Annotated in this window: 16 protein-coding genes; 9 read left to right on the forward strand and 7 right to left on the reverse strand. The window is 64.3% G+C overall.

The genetic code is table 11. From position 1 onward, the window contains the following. Positions 1-741: 741 nt before the first annotated feature. Positions 742-1,137, reverse strand: coding sequence for a cytochrome c-550 CycA (cycA, locus tag RAD10_RS05085; RefSeq protein ID WP_091958783.1), 396 nt, complete (start codon positions 1,135-1,137; stop codon positions 742-744). Between the two features lie 280 nt (positions 1,138-1,417). Here cycA and RAD10_RS05090 point away from each other — a divergent pair, with 280 nt between their 5' ends. The 5 genes from RAD10_RS05090 to RAD10_RS05110 all read left to right on the forward strand — a co-directional run bounded on the left by RAD10_RS05090 (position 1,418) and on the right by RAD10_RS05110 (position 7,411). Next, complete coding sequence (locus tag RAD10_RS05090; RefSeq protein ID WP_028140084.1) at positions 1,418-2,911, forward strand: FAD-linked oxidase C-terminal domain-containing protein; 1,494 nt, start codon at positions 1,418-1,420, stop codon at positions 2,909-2,911. Between the two features lie 71 nt (positions 2,912-2,982). After that, complete coding sequence (locus RAD10_RS05095; protein ID WP_461616589.1) at positions 2,983-4,221, forward strand: FAD-binding protein; 1,239 nt, start codon at positions 2,983-2,985, stop codon at positions 4,219-4,221. Then, complete coding sequence (gene glcF, locus RAD10_RS05100; protein ID WP_461616590.1) at positions 4,218-5,540, forward strand: glycolate oxidase subunit GlcF; 1,323 nt, start codon at positions 4,218-4,220, stop codon at positions 5,538-5,540. The genes RAD10_RS05095 and glcF overlap by 4 nt, the downstream gene beginning before the upstream one ends. An 84-nt stretch (positions 5,541-5,624) precedes the next feature. Next, the gene (locus tag RAD10_RS05105; RefSeq protein WP_461616591.1) at positions 5,625-6,005 is read left to right on the forward strand and encodes a histone; all 381 of its coding nucleotides are present in this window, start codon (positions 5,625-5,627) and stop codon (positions 6,003-6,005) included. A 389-nt stretch (positions 6,006-6,394) separates the two neighbouring features. Continuing rightward, positions 6,395-7,411, forward strand: coding sequence for a TorF family putative porin (locus RAD10_RS05110; protein ID WP_461616592.1), 1,017 nt, complete (start codon positions 6,395-6,397; stop codon positions 7,409-7,411). Between the two features lie 101 nt (positions 7,412-7,512). Here the strand turns inward: RAD10_RS05110 and RAD10_RS05115 are convergent, their stop codons facing one another. Beyond that, entirely contained in the window at positions 7,513-9,273 is a 1,761-nt protein-coding gene (locus RAD10_RS05115) for an ABC transporter ATP-binding protein/permease (RefSeq protein WP_461616593.1), read from the reverse strand. Between the two features lie 315 nt (positions 9,274-9,588). Here RAD10_RS05115 and RAD10_RS05120 point away from each other — a divergent pair, with 315 nt between their 5' ends. Together RAD10_RS05120 and RAD10_RS05125 are read left to right on the forward strand one after the other, a co-directional pair. Continuing rightward, positions 9,589-11,253 (forward strand): L-lactate permease, encoded by a 1,665-nt coding sequence (locus tag RAD10_RS05120; protein WP_461616594.1) that lies wholly within the window; start codon positions 9,589-9,591, stop codon positions 11,251-11,253. Between the two features lie 159 nt (positions 11,254-11,412). Beyond that, positions 11,413-11,811, forward strand: a complete 399-nt coding sequence (locus tag RAD10_RS05125) for an META domain-containing protein (RefSeq protein WP_038971171.1) — start codon at positions 11,413-11,415, stop codon at positions 11,809-11,811. Between the two features lie 151 nt (positions 11,812-11,962). On the opposite strand, the gene RAD10_RS05130 is transcribed toward RAD10_RS05125, so the two are convergent. The 3 genes from RAD10_RS05130 to RAD10_RS05140 all read right to left on the reverse strand — a co-directional run bounded on the left by RAD10_RS05130 (position 11,963) and on the right by RAD10_RS05140 (position 15,530). Further along, the gene (locus RAD10_RS05130) at positions 11,963-13,174 is read right to left on the reverse strand and encodes a hypothetical protein (protein WP_461616595.1); all 1,212 of its coding nucleotides are present in this window, start codon (positions 13,172-13,174) and stop codon (positions 11,963-11,965) included. A gap of 200 nt (positions 13,175-13,374) precedes the next feature. Continuing rightward, positions 13,375-15,006, reverse strand: a complete 1,632-nt coding sequence (groL, locus tag RAD10_RS05135; protein WP_091958762.1) for a chaperonin GroEL — start codon at positions 15,004-15,006, stop codon at positions 13,375-13,377. A 227-nt stretch (positions 15,007-15,233) separates the two neighbouring features. Next, positions 15,234-15,530: a co-chaperone GroES gene (locus tag RAD10_RS05140; protein ID WP_018321905.1), complete on the reverse strand. Its 297-nt coding sequence runs from the start codon at positions 15,528-15,530 to the stop codon at positions 15,234-15,236. Positions 15,531-15,846: 316 nt separating this feature from the next. Between RAD10_RS05140 and RAD10_RS05145 the strand changes: the two genes are divergently transcribed. After that, positions 15,847-16,368: a hypothetical protein gene (locus tag RAD10_RS05145; RefSeq protein ID WP_026202636.1), complete on the forward strand. Its 522-nt coding sequence runs from the start codon at positions 15,847-15,849 to the stop codon at positions 16,366-16,368. A 227-nt stretch (positions 16,369-16,595) separates the two neighbouring features. Here RAD10_RS05145 and RAD10_RS05150 read toward each other — a convergent pair whose 3' ends face one another. After that, positions 16,596-17,381, reverse strand: a complete 786-nt coding sequence (locus RAD10_RS05150; protein ID WP_461616596.1) for a protein phosphatase CheZ — start codon at positions 17,379-17,381, stop codon at positions 16,596-16,598. A gap of 315 nt (positions 17,382-17,696) precedes the next feature. Between RAD10_RS05150 and RAD10_RS05155 the strand changes: the two genes are divergently transcribed. Continuing rightward, positions 17,697-18,509: a L,D-transpeptidase gene (locus RAD10_RS05155; RefSeq protein WP_461616597.1), complete on the forward strand. Its 813-nt coding sequence runs from the start codon at positions 17,697-17,699 to the stop codon at positions 18,507-18,509. Between the two features lie 645 nt (positions 18,510-19,154). On the opposite strand, the gene RAD10_RS05160 is transcribed toward RAD10_RS05155, so the two are convergent. Then, complete coding sequence (locus RAD10_RS05160) at positions 19,155-20,003, reverse strand: DUF2076 domain-containing protein (RefSeq protein WP_461616598.1); 849 nt, start codon at positions 20,001-20,003, stop codon at positions 19,155-19,157. Positions 20,004-20,105 lie beyond the last annotated feature (102 nt).

Consider the following 20,105-nt stretch of genomic DNA (forward strand, 5'->3'; position numbering starts at 1 on the left):
TGGTCCTGGCCGTCGTTGCTACGGTCAAGTCCTGCGAAGGTGCGAGCGAGCCCAACCGGGCAGACTGCATCATCCAAATTCGCGGGGCGAGGGAGGCCAGAAGGAATGGTCGGCTCCCGGGAGATCACGGCATAAGCCGTCCAGCCACTGCGCAGGGAAGGCCGAGTGATCGGCACCACCTGTATGCTGCTGTGCGGTTCTTCTGCGTGTGCCTATTGCGCAGCAGACCGCGGGTGCGAGCCAGCACCCGGCCTTCCCTGCGCCCTCTTGGCTTTAGAGGGTAGCGAGACCAAGCAAAGCTCGGGCGAACGCGCCGCGAGAACGCGAAGGCATGTCCGCGAGCTGAGCTGCGTGCCACAACCTCGATCTCGTAGGGTGGGCAAAGCGCAGCGTGCCCACGCCTTGTCGCTCATGGAGGGAGATCGTGGGCACGGCGCTATGCGCCTTTGCCCACCCTACGGCACTGCAGCTGGGATGTGCATTGGAGCATCGCGATGCCGCCTCATCCTCGTCATTTCGAGGAGCTCTTGCGACGAAGCAATCCAGAATCTTTCGGAGGAGGGGTTCTGGATTGCTTCCGCCTTCGCCAAGGCTTCGGCGGACAAGGCTTCGGCGGGCAAGGCTTCGGCGGACAAGTCGCTGCGCTTGCAATGACGGCGCGAAGAAACGCGTCAAACAAAAACCGCAGCTTCGGTTCTGACTCGGTCAGAACCGAAGCCGAAGCTGTCGACGGATCCGTGCTTACTGCTTGATCTTCCCGTCCTTGTCGAACTGGGAGACATAAGACCAGAGATTGTTGATCTCGGTCTCGTTCTTGATGCCGGCGAACGCCATCTTGGTGCCGGGGATCTTGGCCTTGGGGTCCTTGATGTATTCCTTGAACACGGCCTCGTCCCAGGTGATGCCGGAATTCTTGTTCGCGTCCGAGTAGCTGTAGCCCTCGGCCGTGCCCGACTTGCGGCCGTTGAGACCGTTGAGCTCGGGGCCGACCTTGTTCTTGGCGCCTTCGCCGATCGCGTGGCAGGCCAGGCATTTGTTGAACGATGTCTTGCCGGCCGCGACATCCTGCGCCATCGCGGCGGGTGCGGTGGCAATCATGGTGAGGATCGTCAGTGCGCCAAAAGTCAGTTTTGTCATCGGATGCTCTTCGTCTCTTCCCTGGTGGGTCTGGCCTGGTCGGTCGCTCGCCGGATCGGCAATCGCCCGACCGGGCGGTTTTGGCAGGCCTGCTCGGCCTGGACAAGCCACCAAACCATGACAGGTTTCATGATTTCCGACTTGTCCCAGAGCGAACTGGCGAAGGATCGTCGATCCGACTTTCGGATGGCCTACCCAAACAGGCGCGGACGTGATTGATTTGCCGAGACAAATTGATCATGCGGCGGAAGCCGGAAGGATAAGTCATGAAGGATAGATTATGGCCATCATGATGCCTGCGAGCGACCAGGCCGTGCTCGCGCGCCGTGCCGAGATCGTTGCTGCATTGCGCGCGATCGTGCCCGGCGAGGGCGTGATCGATACGCCTGCGGAGATGCGGGCCTATGAATCCGACGGGCTGACGGCCTATCGGCAGCCGCCGATGGTCGTGGTGCTGCCCGATACGACCGAGCAGGTCTCGCTGATCCTGAAATATTGTGCAGGGCAAGGTATCAAGGTGGTGCCGCGCGGCTCCGGCACATCGCTATCAGGCGGGGCGCTGCCGCTCGAAGACGGCGTGCTGCTGGGGCTCGGCAAGTTCAAGCGCATCCGCGAGATCGATTTCGACAATCGCGTCGTCGTCACCGAGCCCGGCGTCACCAACCTCGCCATCAGCCAGGCGGTCGCTCATGCCGGCTTCTATTACGCGCCCGACCCGTCCTCGCAGATCGCCTGCTCGATCGGCGGCAATGTCGCGGAGAATTCCGGCGGCGTGCACTGCCTCAAATACGGCATGACCACCAACAACGTGCTCGGTTGCGAGATCGTGCTGATGAGCGGCGAGATCCTGCGCATCGGCGGCAAGGGGTGCGAGAACCCGGGCTACGATTTGATGGGCGTCATCACCGGCTCGGAAGGGCTGCTCGGCGTCATCACCGAGGTCACGGTGCGCATCCTGCAGAAGCCGGAGACGGCGCGCGCCTTGATGGTCGGCTTCGCCGAGGTCGAGGCCGCCGGCGAATGCGTGGCCCGCATCATCGGCGCCGGCATCATCCCTGGCGGCATGGAGATGATGGACAAGCCGGCGATCCACGCCGCCGAGGCCTTCGTCCATGCCGGCTATCCGCTCGATGTCGAAGCGCTGCTCATCATCGAGCTCGACGGCCCCAAGATCGAGGTCGACGAGCTGATCACGCGGGTCGAGACCATTGCACGAGGCTGCGGCTCGGTAACGCTGCAGATCTCCAATTCGGAGGCCGAGCGCAATCTGTTCTGGGCAGGCCGCAAGGCCGCGTTCCCCGCCGTGGGCCGGATCTCGCCCGATTATCTCTGCATGGACGGCACCATCCCGCGCGGCGCGCTGCCGAAGGCGCTGGCGCGCATCCGCGAGCTCGGCGAAAAATATCAGCTCGGCTGCGCCAACGTGTTCCACGCCGGCGACGGCAATCTGCACCCGCTGATCCTCTACGATGCCAACAAGCCCGGCGAGATCGAGCGCGCCGAAGCCTTCGGCGCCGACATCCTGCGCGCCTGCGTCGAGTTCGGAGGCGTGCTCACCGGCGAGCACGGCGTCGGCATCGAGAAGCGCGACCTGATGCCTGACATGTTCAGCGAGATCGACCTCAACCAGCAGCAGCGGCTGAAATGCGCCTTCGATTCGCAAGGCCTGCTCAATCCCGGAAAGGTATTTCCGACCCTGCACCGCTGCGCCGAGCTCGGCCGCATGCATGTGCATGCCGGCAAGCTGGCGTTTCCTGATTTGCCGCGGTTCTAGCGCCGGTCGCTGCGCCTCGCTGCAACGCGCCAAATTTGCTTTCCGTTCTAAACTTGGATACCGGCTCAGTCGTGGATACGCTTAAGGTCAGAGACGCCAAAGACGTCGAAGAGGTGGTGCGCGCGGCGATTGCCAATGAGCAGCCGCTCGAGATCATCGGTCATGGCTCTAAGCGCGGCATCGGCCATGCCATGGCGACCAACGCCGTGCTCGACCTCTCTGCGCTGAACGCCGTCACCTCCTACGAGCCGAACGAGCTGATCATCACGCTCCAGGCCGGTGCGCCGCTGGGCGACGTGCTGTCGCTGATCGACGCCAAGAACCAGCAATTCGCCTTCGAGCCGATGAACACGGCGCCGCTGCTCGGCACGCCCGCGCTCGGGACCATCGGCGGCATGATCGCGGCCGGGCTCGCCGGTCCGCGGCGGATCAGGGCGGGCGGGGCGCGCGACCATTTGCTCGGGGCGCACGCCGTCTCCGGCTTCGGGGACAGCTTCAAGACCGGCGGCAAGGTGGTGAAGAACGTCACCGGCTACGACCTCTGCAAGTTGCTCGCGGGGTCCTGGGGCACGCTGTCTGTCATGACTGAGGTCACGCTGAAGGTGATGCCCAAGCCCGAGGCCGAGCGGACGCTGCTGCTAAGCGGCCTCGACGATGCCGCCGCCAACAAGGCGATGACCGCGGCGCTCGGCTCGCCCTTCGACGTCTCCGGTGCGGCGCACCTGCCGAAATCGGCGTTCCGGGCCAAGACCGGCGGGCTTGGCGATCTCGCAGGCCAAGGTGAGGCGCTGACCGTGCTGCGGCTCGAGGGCATCACGGCCTCGGCCGCCCACCGCGCCAACTCGCTGCGCGAATTGCTGGCGCCGTTCGGAACCGCGACTTTGATCGAGGACGCGGCGTCCGCGGCGCTGTGGGCCACCCTCCGTGACGTGCTGCCGTTCGCGGCCGGCGGCGCGCTCGGCGCCTGGCCGGTCTGGCGGATCGTCTGCCCGCCGGCGTCGGGCGCTGCGCTCGGCACGCAATTGGCGCGCGAGACCGGCGGCGACGTGATCTATGATTGGGGCGGCGGGCTGATCTGGGCGGCGCTGCCACCGAAGGGCGACGCGCATGCCCCGGCGGTGCGGATGCGTGCCAACGCCGTCGGCGGCCACGCCACGCTGATCCGGGCAGCCGAGGACGTCAGGCGCGATGTCGATGTCTTTCATCCGCAGGCATCAGGCATTGCCGCCCTGAGCGAGCGGGTGCGCGCCAGTTTCGATCCAAAGACTGTTCTCAACCGGGGGCGCTTGAGCCGAGGCGCTGTGGCATGAAGACCGAATTCTCACTTGCCCAGCTTGCCGATCCCGACATCGCGGAAGCCGACAAGATCCTGCGCGCCTGCGTCCATTGCGGCTTCTGCACCGCAACCTGTCCGACCTATGTGCTGCTCGGCGACGAGCTCGATAGCCCGCGCGGCCGCATCTACCTGATCAAGGAGATGCTGGAGAAGGACCAGGCGCCGACGGCGGAGGTGGTCAAGCATGTCGACCGCTGCCTGTCGTGCCTGGCCTGCATGACGACCTGCCCCTCAGGGGTGAACTACATGCATCTCGTCGACCAGGCCCGGGTCAGGATCGAGCAGCGCTATGAGCGGCCCCTGGCCGAGCGGCTGCTGCGACAGGTGCTGGCCTTCGTCCTGCCGGATCCGCAGCGTTTCCGCGCGAGCATGGTGCTGGCGCGGCTGGCCCGTCCGCTTGCCGTTTTCCTGCCGACGCCGCGGCCCTCGGCGACGCCCGGCCTGATCCAGCGCATCAAGGCGATGCTGGCGCTGGCCCCGCACCGGCTGCCGCCGCCGGGCCCCGCCGCCGGCAGCGTGTTCGCGGCGCTCGGCAAGAAGCGCGGCCGGGTCGCGCTGCTCCAGGGCTGCGCCCAGCAGGTCCTGGCGCCGCGCATCAACCAGGCGGCCATCAGTCTTCTCACCCGCCACGGCGTCGAGGTTGTCCTGGTCCGGGACGAGCAGTGCTGCGGCGCGCTGACCCATCACCTCGGCAACGATCAGGATGCATTGGCGCGGGCGCGAGCCAACGTCGTGGCGTGGCGGAAGGAAGCGGCCGGCGAGGGGCTCGACGCCATCCTGGTGACGGCGTCCGGCTGCGGCACAGTGATCAAGGACTACGGCTATCTGCTGCGCGAGGATGCTGCGTTCGCCGCCGATGCGGCGAAGGTGTCCGCGCTCGCCAAGGACATCACCGAATACATCGCCGGCCTCGCACTCGAGCCGACTGCGCGACAGGATAACATCGTCGTCGCCTATCACTCGGCGTGTTCGTTGCAGCATGGGCAGAAAATCACGGGCCTTCCGAAAGAATTGCTTTCCAAGAATGGATTCGTGGTGAAAGATGTACCGGAGAGCCATTTGTGTTGCGGTTCGGCGGGGACCTACAACATTCTCCAGCCCGAGCTTGCGGGCCGGTTGCGCGATCGCAAGGTCGCCAACATCGCAAGCGTCAAGCCGGACATGATTGCCGCGGGCAATATCGGCTGCATGGTGCAGATTGCCAGTGGCACGTCAGTTCCGGTCGTACACACGATTGAGCTTCTCGATTGGGCTACGGGCGGGTCGCGGCCGGCATTGAACGCGCAAGTTTGAGCTTTCAAGCCTGAGCTTTCCTCCGGAGGCGGCGGTAGAACGACGCCCGATCGACCATTGTTCGTCGACAACAGGAGGACCACGATGGCGAAAGCGAAGAAGAAAAAAAGCAGGAAGGCCAAAAAGGCGAAGAAGGCTGTAGCGGCGAAGAAATCCGCGAAGAAGGCAGCCAAGAAGTCCGCGAAGAAGTCTGCCAAAAAATCTACCAAGAAAGCAGCCAAGAAAGCTTCGAAGAAGGCCGCCCCAAAGAAGGCCGCCAAGAAGGCTGTGAAGAAGGCAGCCAAGAAAGCAGCCAAGCCGGCTGCGCCGAAGAAGGCCGCGAAGAAAGCGGCACCGAAGAAGGCGAAGGCAGCTCCCGCGCCGAAGCCGTCAGCGCCAGCTCCGGCTCCCGAGCCGGCCGCCGAGACGAGCTGGGCGATGCCTTCGTCTTCTGCGGAAGCGGCACCGGCCGAGGGGCAAAGCTAGCTCCCGTCCTGCGACCGCGATCGCCAACAGGGAAGGCCGCTGCGGTGACGCTGCGGCCTTTTTGCATCGCCAAAAGGCCCTCCGGACGCCGTCCTTTCCCGCGTCCGGCTGATTCGTAGCCCGGTTGCCGCGCTAGCTGCCTTCCCCGTACTTGCACGGTCCCTCCGTGCACTTTGGAATGCAAATAATGTGATCGAGAAGACACACAGGGCGACAACCTTTCGTGGAATCGTCAAAACGCCCAAAAAGTCGGCAGATGCCCGTGATTTTTGCTTCACGGTCCCCATCCCTCAATCCAGATTGTCGCAGTAACGCAATTTTGCAGACAAGTCGTTTGCCCGGGGGGCTTCCGGGATCCGACTGGGTAAGAACTGGCGATGGGGATCGAAATGAAGAAAGTGGCTTTGTTGGCAACGGCGCTGGCAATGGTGACGACGGGTTCGGCTTTCGCGGCAGACTTGCGCGTGAAGGCATTGAAGGCCCCGCCGCCACCCGCCTTCGACCCCTGGGATATCGCCTTCGGCGGCGCGATCATGAGCAACTACGTCTTCCGCGGTATCACCCAGTCGAACAACAAGCCGTCGGTCGCGGCTTATTTCGAGCCGCGCTACAACGTCACCAAGGACCTGCAGCTCTATGTCGGCGTCGCCGGTGAGAGCATTTCCTTCCCGAACCGCGCCGCGGCTGAGATCGACATCTACGGCGGTATCCGCCCGACCTTCGGTGCCTTCGCCTTCGACATCGGCGTCTGGGGTTACCTGTATCCGGGTGGGACCTGCTACTACGGCGCCGGCTTCGACACCGCCGGCAATCCGCTCAGCGCAGAATGCGCCGCCAACGCGTTGGCGAACGGAAACGTCATGAAGAAGGACGTCAGCTTCTTCGAAGTCTACGGCAAGATGACCTACACGGTGAACGACAACTGGGCGTTCGGCATCAACGAGTTCTATTCGCCGAACTTCCTCAACACCGGCGCCTGGGGCAACTACACCTCGCTCACGGCCAAGTGGACGGCACCGAGCACGACGTTCGGCTCAAGCGGCGTCGGCATGTATGTGTCGGGCGAATTCGGTCGTCAGTGGTTCGGCACCTCCGACTCATTCTACGGCACCGGCATCGCCAGCCCGCTTGGCGGCGGCCCGTTCCCGAACGGCATCAAATACGCTGACTACAACACCTGGAACGTCGGCGTCGGCTTCACCTACAAGGTGATGACCCTGGATCTCCGTTACTCCGACACCGATCTCTCGAAGGCCAACTGCAACGCCTTCACCAGCGACAACACCGCCACCTTCAGCAGCAGCTTCAGCAGCATCAATCCGTCGGGCGTCGGCTCCAAGTGGTGCGGCGCGACCGGCATCGCCAAGCTCTCGTTCGACCTGACGGCGATGACCAACCTGAAGTAAGTTTGTTCCCGAGACCATCTGAGGGCGGCAGAGCAATCTGCCGCCCTTTTGCTTTGGGGCCGGGTGCCCAGCCTTGGTCGTCCGAGACGCCGGCCGGCCGCTCAGCGCGCCGCGGTCGGCTCCGCCCGGGCCGGCTCGCCGGCTTTACCGAGGACGTGGATATCGCCGTCCTCCACCAACGCCACCTTCCGGGTGTGGAAGGCGTCGAGCGTCGAGCGGTGGCCGATCGAGACGATGGTGGCCTGCGGCAGCTTCTCCGTCAGCAGCCGATAAAGCCGGTCCTCGGACGGCTCGTCCAGCGAGGCGGTCGCCTCGTCGAGGAAGAGATAGTCCGGCATGTGCAGCAGCGCACGGGCAAGCCCAAGGCGTTGCTGTTCGCCGAGCGACAATGTCCGGTTCCAGTGGCCGTGCTCGTCGAGCCGGTCCGCCAGCCGCGGCAGGCCGACGGCAATCAAGGCGTCGCGGATCTTCTCGGGCGGGACGGAGCCGTGCTCGGTCGGGTAGATGACGGCGTCGCCAAGCGCGCCGATCGGGAAATACGGCCGCTGCGGCAGCATCATCAGCTTCGACGTCTCGGGAATAGCGATCGTGCCGGTGCCGAACGGCCAGACGCCGGCGATGGCCCGGAACAGTGTCGACTTGCCGGAGCCCGAGGGGCCGGTCACCAGCACCCGCTCCGACGGCTGGATCGTGAAGGCATCGGCTGCGACCAGAGGCGCGCCGTTCGGCAGTTTGACGAGCAATTGCTCGAGCGCGATTGCCTTGCCGTTCGATGGTGCGACGTCGATGGTCGGTTCGAGCGCCGCGCCGTGGGCGGCGGAGCTGACCGACATCTCGAAGCCATCGAGGCGGGCGATCACCGCGCGCCACTCTGCGAGCGAGCGATAGGCGGTGACGAAGAACGACAGCGCATCCTGCACGCTGCCGAACGCCGAGCCGGTCTGCATCATGTCGCCGAGCTGGATGCGCTTGGCGAAGTAGGCAGGCGCCACCACCACATAGGGAAAGAGCGTCGCAGCCTGTCCGTAGCTTGCCGTGAAGGCGGTCAGGCGCTTGGTCCGGCCCATGATCTCGTACCAATTGCCGATGACGAAGCCGAAGCGCCGCAGGAGATGCCCTCGCTCCGCGTTCTCGCCTTTCAGAAGGGCGATCTGCTCGGAATTTTCGCGCACGCGGATCAGGTTGAAGCGAAAGTCGGCCTCAAAGCGCTGCTGCTCGAAATTGAGATTGATGAGCGGGGCGCCGATCCAGTGGGTCAGCGCGGTACCGACGATCGCGTAGGCCAGGGCGCACCAGACCAGAAAACCGGGCACGAGGATATCGGTGCCGTAAATGTATAAGGGTGCCTTGTAGGACAGACCCCAGAGGATGACGACGAACGAAGCCAGCGTCACGATCGACGACAAAAGGCCAAGGCCGATGGTCAGCGTTTGCTCGACGAAATTCTTGACGTCCTCGGTGATGCGCTGGTCCGGATTGTCGGCGGCATCGCCCTTGAGCTGCATGCGGTAATGCGTGGCGCCCTCGAGCCATTCGCCGAGATAGTGTTGCGTCAGCCATTGCCGCCAGCGGATCTGGAGCCACTGGTTCAGGTAGAGCTTGTAGACGGCCAGCGCGACGAAGGTGAAGGCAAGCCCAAGGAAGATCCAGACCTCCTTGACGAATTCGGGCAGATCGTAGGCCTGCAATGCGCTGTAGAACCGGTTCTGCCATTGATTGAGCAGCACGTTGATCGCGACCAGCACCAGCTCCATTGCGACGACGACGGCGAGCAGGCCGCGGCCGGCCCATTTGTCCTCCGACCGGAAATAGGGGACGGCGATTCGCCAGACGATCGCGAGCGTGGCGCTGAGGTTCTTCACAGAGCGGAGTCTCCTAGGGGGATGTGCACAACGGCCCGGAGCCAGAGGCTTGAGGCAATGGCGGAAATGGGCGCGCTTAGACTAAAGTCGCAAGTGCTGCAATTTGCGTTGGCTTGTCGCAGCTTGCAACCCTAGCATGGGGTTCGACGGCGCGGGGTGGGGTGCTCTGGGATTTCGCGAGCTTGTGAGCGGGATGGGAACCGCCGCATTCGCGAGGAATTCGCGTCCAGCTCGGGGGTTATCGCTTCCAGCGTCAAGCAGGATCGGCTCTCCACGCGGGCCGTCTGCCGCAAACATGCGTGGGGGAGGAAGACCATGTGGAATCAAGTCTATGATCCGCTGCACAGCCCTGTGCTGTCGACGATTGCGGCGGCGGTGCCCGTCGTCACGCTGCTGGTCCTGATCGCGAGCGGCCGCGTCCAGGCGCATATCGCGGCGATCATCGCCGTGATCGTGGCCAATCTGATCACGATCTTCGTCTTCACCATGCCGGCGAACATGTCGATCCGCGCCTCGGTGCTGGGCATCGTCACCGGCTTTTTCCCGATCGGCTGGATCGTCCTCAACGTCATCTTCCTCTACCAGGTGACGGTGAGCACGGGACGCTTCGAATTGCTCAAGCGCGCCATCGGGGGTGTCACCGAGGACCGGCGGCTGCAATTGCTGCTGATCGCGTTCTCCTTCGGCGCGTTCTTCGAGGGCGCCTCGGGCTTCGGCACGCCGGTCGCCATCACCGGTGCCGTGCTGATCGGCCTCGGCTTCTCGCCGCTGGCGGCGTCCGGCCTGTCGCTGATCGCCAACACCGCGCCGGTCGCCTACGGCGCGCTGGGCACGCCGATCCAGGGCCTTGCCTCGGTCACCGGGCTCGATCCCTACATCCTCGGCGCGATGGTCGGCCGGCAATTGCCGGTCTTCTCGCTGATCGTGCCGTTCTGGGTGGTGTGGGCGTTCGCGGGATGGAAGGGCATGAAGGATGTCTGGCCGGCGATCCTGGTCACCGGCGTGTCGTTCGCGGTTCCGCAATTCGTGATCTCGAACTTCATCAACCCCTGGATCGTCGACATCGGCGCGTCGCTGATCTCGATGGGTGCGCTGATCCTGTTCCTGAAGGTCTGGCAGCCCAGGCAGCTCTGGCTGTCGCCGGCGCTGCGCGGCCGCGATGAATCGGCGGCCACCATGGCGGCGGCCAAACCGCTCGACAAGACGCCGCTGACGCAGAGCGAACTGTTCGGCGCGCTGCTGCCGTGGATCATCGTTTGCATCGTGATGCTGATCTGGGGCAACGGGGCGTTCAAGGCCTGGGCGAATTCGATCTTCGTCTGGAACTATCCCGTGCCCGAGCTGCACCAGATGATCAACAAGATGCCGCCGGTCGCGCCAGGGCCGACGAAAGAGAGCGCGGTGTTCGGCTTCACCTATCTCTCGTTCACCGGCACCGGCATGCTGATCGCGGCGATCATCTCCGGTGTCCTGATGGGCGTCGGTCCCGGCAAGCTCGTGACCGAGTACGGCCGCACCATCCGGCTCTGTGCGATCTCGCTGATCACGATCTCGGCGATGCTGGCGATCGGCACCTTGACGCGGCTCTCCGGCGTCGACGCGACGCTCGGCCTCGCCTTCGCCGCAACCGGCGTGCTCTATCCCTTCTTCGGCACGCTGCTCGGCTGGCTGGGCGTGGCGCTGACGGGATCGGACACGGCGTCCAACGTGCTGTTCGGAAACCTGCAGAAGATCACCTCCGAGCAGCTCGGCCTGTCGCCGGTGCTGATGGCCGCGGCGAACTCGTCCGGCGGCGTGATGGGCAAGATGATCGACGCGCAGTCGATCGTGGTCGCCTCCACTGCCACCAACTGGTACGGGCACGAGGGCACGATCCTGCGCTTCGTGTTCTGGCACTCGATCGTGCTGGCCTGTCTTGTCGGCGTGCTCGTGACGTTGCAGGCCTATGTCTGGCCGTTCACGGCAATGGTCCTGAAGTAACAGGCCAACTCCGGCTCGAACGCGAATCCCCGCGAGGTTCCGCCCCGCGGGGATTTTTGCGTCCAATCAAATCTCATCGCGCTTGAGGTTGCGCGAACCTTCTCAATGGCGCCGCCGTCTTATAGAAGGTGCGGCAAATCAGGTCGGACGAGAGGTCTCATGGTTTCGCTCAAGCGATTGGTGTGTGCTGCGGTTGCAATGCTCGCGATGTCCATTGTCGCGCGTGCCGAGGATGGTTTCCCGTTCGGCACCGAGATGACGCTGGAAGCGTTGCCGCAAGCAGGCTCGAAGCGAATTCCGAACATCGAGATCGGCGACCATGGCGAGGTCGTGCTCGAGCTCTGGTGCAAGGGCGGCAAGGGCCAGTTCTCGGTCGCCGGCAACACCGTGATCTTCGTCCCCGGCCAGATCCAGGATCGCTCCTGCCCGCCGGCAAGGGCGCAGGCCGACGACGATCTGGTCGCAGCACTGAGCAGCGTCGAGACCTGGAAGCGTCAGGGCGACGTGCTGACGCTGATCGGCCCGAAGCCACTGCGTTTTCGCACGACGGGGAATTAGGTCCCGCTCTCGTGTCCCGGACGCGCTGCAGCGTGCAACGCTGCTGCGCAGAGCCGGGACCCAGACTCGATCGGCGACTTCGCGTAGCCTCTGGGCCCCGGCTCTGCAGCGCATCACTGACGTGCTGCGCTGCGTCCGGGGCACGAGAAGCCTACTTCCAAACCGATTTGTCGGCGTCCCAGCGCTGGCCCCTGAGCTCCTTGGCGAGCGCCTCGACCGAACCGTTGTCGTCGGGCTGCTCGCCTTCCTCGTCGACCGACGTGTCGTCGGAGAGATTGAGCTTGGCGCCGGTGCTCTCGTCGGCGGTCGTGGTCGCGGGGCTGCCGATCCACAGCATGAGCTTGTCGGTCGTGCCCGGCTTGTCGGGCGAGACGAGCCCTGCGACCTCGATCGTGTCGGTGAGATCGAGCGCGGGGAAATCCGGGTTCGGCCGCTTGAAGACCAGCTTGAGCTTGCCTGTGGCGGGGTTGAAGCTCTGCGAGACCGGCTTTGCCGCGAGCGTCCGGCTCAAAACGTTCGAGACGGCGGCCGCGAGCTTGTCCTTGCTGATCTTGTCGCCCTCGCGCCAGTCGGCTGCGGCGAAGCGTATGGTGCGGTCCATCTCGGTCATGCCCGCGGTCCAGCCCGCGGAGGTGACGCCCGGCGTCGCCTTGAATTTCGCCAGCAGCGCGCCGGCGCGCTCGGGATCGACCGACATGTTGATGGTCTGCTCGCCTGCGCGTAGCGCATCGCAGCCGACCGTGAGACTCGCCAGCGTCACCTCGACCGCCTGGCCCTTCAGGCTCTTCAGGAAGTCGGTTGCACTATCGAGCTTGACCTTGACCGCGATCGCCTCCGGCGAGACATCGGTGAAATCCTTCGGCTGCGGCGTGATGCCGTCGTCGGAGGTCTGGTTGTCCTGAAATTCCTTCTCGCTGAGATCGGAATTGTCGGGCGAGGTCACCTCGGTCACCACCTGGCCAATGCTGATCTGGCCGCGGAATTCGAAGGTGTCGCCGGCCTGCTTGCGCAGCAGCTTGACGCTGACCGGCGACTTCTCGCTGATGCTCTGCGTGGTGCCGGTCAGGGTCTGGCCCGCGACCTGGAGGTTGACGACGAAGCGGTCCTTGCGGTCGGAATTCTTTGCGACGGGATAGCAGACGTCGAGCACGGCCGCCGTCACCGTCTTGCCCTGGCGCGTCTCCTTCAGGATCACGTCGGCATTGCCGTCCATCAGCCCGTCGATCGAGGTGAAATAGCGTGTCTCCGGACCACCGGGCGTCGTGGCCCTCGGCGACAGCTTCATCTGGGCGGATGCGGGATGCGGAGAAGCTGCAAGCAGAGCTGCCAAAAGGGCTGTCGAACAAACCAGAAGCGCACGCATCGATGAAATCCTCGCGCAACGGGCATGATCCGGAAAAGTGTGAAGCGGTTTTCCGAGAGGATCATGCCCAAACAATTCGAATCGGCGCGTCACCGTAGTGGGTTTTGGCCGACGGTTGAATCGGAAAGCGGAGGGGCAGGGTCGGCAAAAAAGAAGGCCGCCCGGAGGCGGCCTTCGCAACATTGTAACGGAACGGAGGCTTAGAAGCCGCCCATGCCGCCGCCGCCGGGCATCGCGGGCGAGGCTTCCTTCTTCGGCGTTTCGGCGACCATGGCCTCGGTGGTGACCAGCAGGCCGGCCACTGAGGAGGCGTCCTGGAGCGCGGTGCGCACCACCTTGGCGGGATCGATGATGCCCTTCTCGACCATGTCGACATAGTCCTCGTTCTGGGCGTCGAAGCCGAAGGTCTCGGACTTGTTCTCAAGGATCTTGCCGACCACGATCGAGCCTTCCACGCCCGCGTTCTCGGAGATCTGGCGGATCGGAGCTTCCAGCGCCTTCAGCACGATGTTGATGCCGGCCTGGACGTCGGCATTGGCGTTGGTGAGACGACCCACCGCCTTCTTGGCGCGGAGCAGCGCGACGCCGCCGCCGGGGACGATGCCTTCCTGCACTGCGGCGCGGGTGGCGTTGAGGGCGTCCTCGACGCGGTCCTTCTTCTCCTTGACCTCGATCTCGGTGGCGCCGCCGACGCGGATCACCGCGACGCCGCCGGCCAGCTTGGCGAGACGCTCCTGGAGCTTCTCACGGTCGTAGTCCGAGGTGGTCTCCTCGATCTGCGCCTTGATCTGGCCGACACGGGCCTCGATGTCCGGCTTCTTGCCGGCGCCCTTGACGATCGTGGTGTTCTCCTTGTCGATCACGACCTTGCCGGCGCGGCCCAGCATCTTCACCGTGACGTTCTCAAGCTTCATGCCGAGGTCTTCGGAAATGAGCTGGCCGCCGGTGAGGATGGCGAGGTCCTCGAGCATGGCCTTGCGGCGATCGCCGAAGCCCGGCGCCTTGACGGCGGCGACCTTGAGGCCGCCGCGGAGGCGGTTGACGACCAGGGTGGCCAGCGCCTCGCCCTCGACGTCCTCGGCGATGATGACGAGCGGCTTGCCCGACTGCACCACGGCTTCCAGCACCGGCAGCATGGCCTGCAGGCCCGAAAGCTTCTTCTCGTGCAGGAGGATGTAGGCATCCTCGAGCTCGGCGGTCATCTTCTCGGGGTTGGTGACGAAGTAGGGGCTGAGATAGCCGCGGTCGAACTTCATGCCCTCGACGATGTCGACTTCGGTGTCGAGCGACTTGTTCTCTTCGACGGTGATGACGCCTTCGTTGCCGACCTTCTGCATCGCCTGGGCGATCATCTTGCCGATGGCGGCATCGCCGTTGGCGGAGATGGTGCCGACCTGGGCGACCTCGGAGGAGGCGGCGACCGGCTTGGCGCGCTTCTCGATGTCCTTGATGACCGCCGCAACCGCGCTGTCGATGCCTCGCTTGAGGTCCATCGGGTTCATGCCGGCGGCAACCGCCTTGGCGCCTTCGCGCACGATGGCCTGGGCCAGCACGGTGGCGGTGGTGGTGCCGTCGCCGGCGAGGTCGTTGGTCTTGGAGGCGACCTCACGCACCATCTGGGCGCCCATGTTCTCGAACTTGTCCTCGAGCTCGATCTCCTTGGCGACGGTGACGCCGTCCTTGGTGATGCGGGGGGCGCCGAAGCTCTTCTCGATGACGACGTTGCGGCCCTTCGGGCCGAGCGTCACCTTGACGGCGTTGGCGAGAACGTCGACGCCGCGCAGCATGCGATCGCGCGCGTCTCCGGAAAACTTGACGTCTTTGGCAGCCATTTTAGCAATCCCTCGTGTTTGGTGATGTGTCTGCGGCGCTTCTCTCTCCGTCATTGCCGGGCCTGACCCGCCTGCGCGGCCGAAGCCGCTTCGGCGTGGCGTAGGCCCGGCAATCCATCATCCTGCGAAAAACGATGGATGCCCGGGTCGCCTAGCGCGAAGACGCGCTTCGCGCTTCTGCCCGGGCATGACGATGAGACATTCAGCGGCTGTTCAGGCGGATGGCCTTAGGCCAGTACGCCCATGATGTCCGACTCCTTCATGATCAGGAGCTCTTCGTTGTCGATCTTGACCTCGGTGCCCGACCATTTGCCGAACAGCACGCGGTCGCCGACCTTGAGGTCGATCGGGGTCAGCTTGCCGGTCTCGTCACGGCCGCCGGGGCCGACGGCGACGACCTCGCCCTGGGACGGCTTTTCCTTGGCGCTGTCCGGAATGATGATGCCGCCCTTGGTCTTTTCCTCGGCGTCGATACGTTTGACCACGACACGGTCATGCAGCGGACGAAATTTGGATTTAGCCATGACGTTTCCCTTTGGAGGCTCGCTTCGGAAGTAGTGGAAGTGGGTGGGGCGGCGCTTCCGTCCATCCCCTATCCCGAGGATCGAACGGCGTGCTTAGCAATCGGGCTTTCCGAGTGCTAATAGTGGGCCCGGAAATATGGCTTGGCCGCGATCCTGTCAAGCAAAGGTGGTTAAGCGATTGGTGAGGCGGATATAGGATGGTGGCACTGGAAACTTGTTCGGGGCGCCGACGTATTAAAGGACGTCATTGCTCCGGCAGCGGTTTTGCGCTTGGCTGCAGGAGGGGTGCGGCCATGGTCTTGTTCGGGGGAATGCCATGATCAGTTCAGCTCACGCGCGCACGGTTGCCAATCTGGCCGCCGCCTCATGTCTGGCGCTGCTGCTGGGCGCTTGCGGCGGCGGCATGAGCCTGCCGTCCTTCTCGTCGTCCTCGCCGCCGCCCGAAGCCGAGCCGGGCGTCGCACCCGAAATGCCTGCGACCATTCGCGCAGACGAGATCGTCGGCCGCTGGGGCCTCGCCTCGTTCCAGAACCCGGCCGACCGCGCCCGTACCGAGGCTGCCGCCCGGGCCCAGTGCAAGAACCCCTATGTGATCACCGCCGGCTCCTCCGGCGGCGTGATCATGCATCTGGCCGACCAGGCAACGCCGCAGGAGCTGCGGCTGAAGGGCTCGCCGAGCGGCAAGAACTACATCGGGCCGGCGGGTCCGACCCCCGGCGAGCAGGACCGCGAAATCATCTCCTTCGACGGCCGCGTCCTGATCACCCGCTTCATCGACAAGGACGCCGCCACCCGCTACGGCAACATGGTCTACGTCCGCTGCGCGCCGAGGGCGTAGCACTCCCTCCAACGTCATGCCCCGCCTAGTGCGCAATTGCGCACGGGGGCGGGGCATCCAGTACGCCGCGGCCTCTCGGCTCAATCACTGCTGTCTCTGGGATACTGGATCGTCCGCCTCAGTGCGCAAGTGCGCACAAGGCGGACGATGACAGCGGAGATGGTGGATCCAAAAACAAAAAACGCCGGCTCACGCCGGCGTTTTGTTTTTCTCTATCTCGCGTCCGCTCAGTCGAACAGCGCGTCGATGTCGTCCTGTGAGGCGTGGCCGACGTCGCCGGCGAGCTTGGGGCCGTTGAGAAGCTTGTCGTCCTCGCTGCGATTGTCGACCGGCGGCACGACGTGGGATTTGATCGCGTCGACGCCGCCCCAGATCTCCATCATCGCATTGATGTGCTGCTCGATGAACTTCATCGTGCCCATCACCTTGCTGATGCGCTGGCCGGTCAGGTCCTGGAAGTTGCAGGCTTCGAAGATCGAGATGACGCGTTCCTGGATGTCGTCGGCGAGCCGCTTCTGCTGATCGATCGAGTCCACCTTGGACATCGCGCTGGCGGCCTGGTCGATCGATTCCGCGGCTTCGAGGATCTGCTGGGTCGCCTGCTCGGTGCCGCCGACCACCGCGCCGAGCTCGCCATTGACCTTGGCCATTTCGCCGCCGTCAAAGCTCTTGCCGTGCAGCGTCGCGATTTCGCGCTTGGTGCGGTCGATGGCGTCATGGATGAGGTCGAGTTCGACCTTCAGCTTTTCGCACTGCTCGATCTGGGCCCGATAGGTTTCAAGCATGGTACGAGCCTCGGAGAGCTCGTGGGCGGTGGAGGCGTCGATCGCCGCCATGGCTGCGCTGCCGGACAAGGGCAAGGGCGCAGCGCCTTTCGCCATCTGTGCACGGATCGCACGTAGCTCGGCCATGATCTCGCTATGCATCGGGATTGCCTCTTCAGTTACGTCCAAAATCGGCATCTCGCCACCAGCGATATTCTCGACGCGAAAACGTTTGCGGTGAACAGCCATCAGGATACTCCCCCCACCTCACTCACGCGTCTTTGTAGGCAGAAGCGATTTAACACGAAGTTCACGGCAGGAACTGTTGTGCGGCTGTGCGCGACGGCGCGCAAAGAAGCGATTAACCATGGGCGCGCGGCGTTCATCGAAAATAAACGCTGATCGCCAAATTGCCCCGCTGCTGGCGACGTGGTGAATCCAAACGGCGTTTCTGTTTACCAAACAAAACGGCTTTTGCCTTTTATTGACCACGTCGGGGGAGCGGACCAGCCATCAGCTCCCCACGGCGCGTGTGATCTAGACGAAACAGTACAGAGTACGTCGATGTTCAAGAAAATGTCTGTCGCGCTGCTCGGCAGCGCTTGCACCTTCGTTGCCGGCGCAAACAGTGCCAGCGCCTTCGACAATTCGGTGCCGAACGATCCGCCCGCGGTGCTCTACCAGCCGCAGGTGCCGCCGGCGCCGGTGCGCGTCGCCTCCAATGCGAACATGGGCGGCGGCTTCATCGAGTTCCTATTCGGCGACGGTCCCGGCCGCGGTCCGGCCTACGCGCCCGAGCAGCCGGTCTATCAACAGCAGCCCGGCTATTACGATCAGCGCCGCCTGCCGCCGATGGGCGAGCCGCAGATGCAAGGTGGATATCAGCAAGGCGCGGTTCAGCAGGAGACGGCCGACCCGCGGCAGCGTCAGTTCGATCCAAGGTTCGAGAAGCAATCTGTTGACTATAGCGGCAAGGAAAGTCCCGGCACCATCGTGGTCGATACCCCGAACAAGTTCCTCTATCTCGTCGAGGGCAATGGCAGGGCGATGCGCTACGGCATTGGCGTCGGGCGTCCGGGCTTCACCTGGTCCGGCGTGAAGGCGATCACAGCCAAGCGCGAATGGCCGGACTGGACGCCGCCGGCCGAAATGATCGCGCGCCGCCCCGATTTGCCCCGGCACATGGAAGGTGGTCCGGAGAACCCGCTCGGCGCTCGCGCGATGTACCTGGGCTCGACGCTGTACCGCATCCACGGCTCCAACGAGCCCTGGACCATAGGCACCAACGTCTCCTCCGGCTGCATCCGCATGCGCAACGAAGACGTCATCGACCTCTACGGCCGCGTCAATGTCGGCACCAAGGTCGTGGTGATGTAGCCCGGCGCTCGCTGCGAGCCGTCAACTCCCGGTGTCGGCCGGCTCGCGACGCGCGGCATCGAAGGCGTTGCGTGCCGCCGGCGTACGTTCTCCGGCCAGGGTCTAGGCTGGCCGACGATGCCGCGTCGAAGCGAGACGGGGGGCAACAGAGCAGCGACGAGGAGTTGATGAACGGGCAAGCGATGCGCGAGCGGAGCGGTTCAACCGCCGCGCCGACAGCTCGGCCTTCTTGACGAGTTCGTGCAGTCCCTCCAACTCGTACAACTCGGTGATGAGATGAGTTGTCACGGTGGTCAGGGTTGCGATGCGCTGCTGAAATGGACTCATTTTTAAGACCCCGACTATAACTAAAAGAGGCAACCACATCGGTAGTGTGGCATGAGCAACGTGTTCTTCCAGTTGAACACCCATGTCCGAATTTGGAAATCCGGGAGTCTACGGTCGCGCGCGTCAGACGGCGATTTGATTTGTCATGGTGAATTCAGGCGCGCCGGGTAACGTTCAGCTCAGTCCAATGACGCTGCAAAATAGTCATACTATATCGAACGTCCTCTCTGCTTGCCGTGGCACAAAAGGCGCTCGAGCCATGCTCTAAAGAAAACGGCCGCCGAGAGGCGGCCGTTCGCATCTTTCAGGGCGAATTGCTCACGCGTAATCGCTGCCGCCGTCGTCGTCGCCGCCGAAATCGCTGTCGTCGGCCACGTCCATATTGCCGTCGTCGTTGTTGTCGCCGTAGTTCTGATCGTTGTCGTTGCGATCGTTGTTCGCCTGGTCGGAGAAGCTCTGGCGGGACTCGCGGTTCGAGCCGATGTCGTTGAGGCCGGCATCGCGCGCGAGCGAGCCGCCGGACTGGTCGCTGCCGCCCCAAGGACTTCCACCAGCGCTGCGGTCGCCGAGGGCATTGGTGTCGCCGAAGGCCTGCTGATGCGATCCGCCCATCATGCCGCGGATGCTGGAGAGCAGTAGCGAGCCACCGACGACGCCGGCGGCTGCAGCCGCCGCGGTGCCGAGGAACGAGCCGCCGCCACCGCCCATCGGCGGTGCGCCATAACCCTGGCCCGGGCCCTGACCTGGAGCTTGGCCTGGACCTTGGCCGTAAGCCTGTCCGTAAGGGGGCTGACCGTAGCCCGGCTGCGTCTGCTGCATCGCTCCGCCGCTGTTCCAGACCGGCCGCGCGTCACGCGGCGGCACGTTCGGAACCGAGCCGCGCGAGGGGCCTCCGCCGAACAAGGTATCGCGCATGGTGTCGAGGAAGCCGCCGGACTGCGCCTGCTCGGGCGCATGGGCCGCTTCCAGCTCCTGGATGCGGTTATGGGCGCGCTTCAGCGCTTCGTCCTGCAGCAGCGTGGTCTGCACCAGCGCATAGATCGCGCCGGGTGCCTTGCGCAGCCCGTCCGAGATCGCGGCGATCGCGTCGGGATCGCGCGGTGCGTTTTCCAGTTTCGAAAGCCGGTCGAAAAGCTCGTCGACGAGCTGGCGTTCCTGCGGCGTCATGATCAGTCTCCCTCGCGCAAACCAAGCGCGAAGCAGATGTAGGGTTCCATTGTGGCCCCAACAGTGCCGGCCGGATTAAATTTCGGTATGCGACAAGCTGCC

It is taken from the genome of Bradyrhizobium sp. 23AC (genome assembly GCF_054863025.1).

Coding starts and splice junctions, on each gene's coding strand:
- RAD10_RS05090 (WP_028140084.1), top strand. CDS start 1,418: ATGGCCATCATGATGCCTGCGAGCGACCAGGCCGTGCTCGCGCGCCGT.
- RAD10_RS05160 (WP_461616598.1), bottom strand. CDS start 20,003: ATGACGCCGCAGGAACGCCAGCTCGTCGACGAGCTTTTCGACCGGCTT.
- RAD10_RS05125 (WP_038971171.1), top strand. CDS start 11,413: ATGGTTTCGCTCAAGCGATTGGTGTGTGCTGCGGTTGCAATGCTCGCG.
- RAD10_RS05120 (WP_461616594.1), top strand. CDS start 9,589: ATGTGGAATCAAGTCTATGATCCGCTGCACAGCCCTGTGCTGTCGACG.
- RAD10_RS05155 (WP_461616597.1), top strand. CDS start 17,697: ATGTTCAAGAAAATGTCTGTCGCGCTGCTCGGCAGCGCTTGCACCTTC.
- groL (WP_091958762.1), bottom strand. CDS start 15,006: ATGGCTGCCAAAGACGTCAAGTTTTCCGGAGACGCGCGCGATCGCATG.
- RAD10_RS05130 (WP_461616595.1), bottom strand. CDS start 13,174: ATGCGTGCGCTTCTGGTTTGTTCGACAGCCCTTTTGGCAGCTCTGCTT.
- cycA (WP_091958783.1), bottom strand. CDS start 1,137: ATGACAAAACTGACTTTTGGCGCACTGACGATCCTCACCATGATTGCC.
- RAD10_RS05110 (WP_461616592.1), top strand. CDS start 6,395: ATGAAGAAAGTGGCTTTGTTGGCAACGGCGCTGGCAATGGTGACGACG.
- RAD10_RS05150 (WP_461616596.1), bottom strand. CDS start 17,381: ATGGCTGTTCACCGCAAACGTTTTCGCGTCGAGAATATCGCTGGTGGC.
- RAD10_RS05140 (WP_018321905.1), bottom strand. CDS start 15,530: ATGGCTAAATCCAAATTTCGTCCGCTGCATGACCGTGTCGTGGTCAAA.
- RAD10_RS05145 (WP_026202636.1), top strand. CDS start 15,847: ATGATCAGTTCAGCTCACGCGCGCACGGTTGCCAATCTGGCCGCCGCC.
- glcF (WP_461616590.1), top strand. CDS start 4,218: ATGAAGACCGAATTCTCACTTGCCCAGCTTGCCGATCCCGACATCGCG.
- RAD10_RS05105 (WP_461616591.1), top strand. CDS start 5,625: ATGGCGAAAGCGAAGAAGAAAAAAAGCAGGAAGGCCAAAAAGGCGAAG.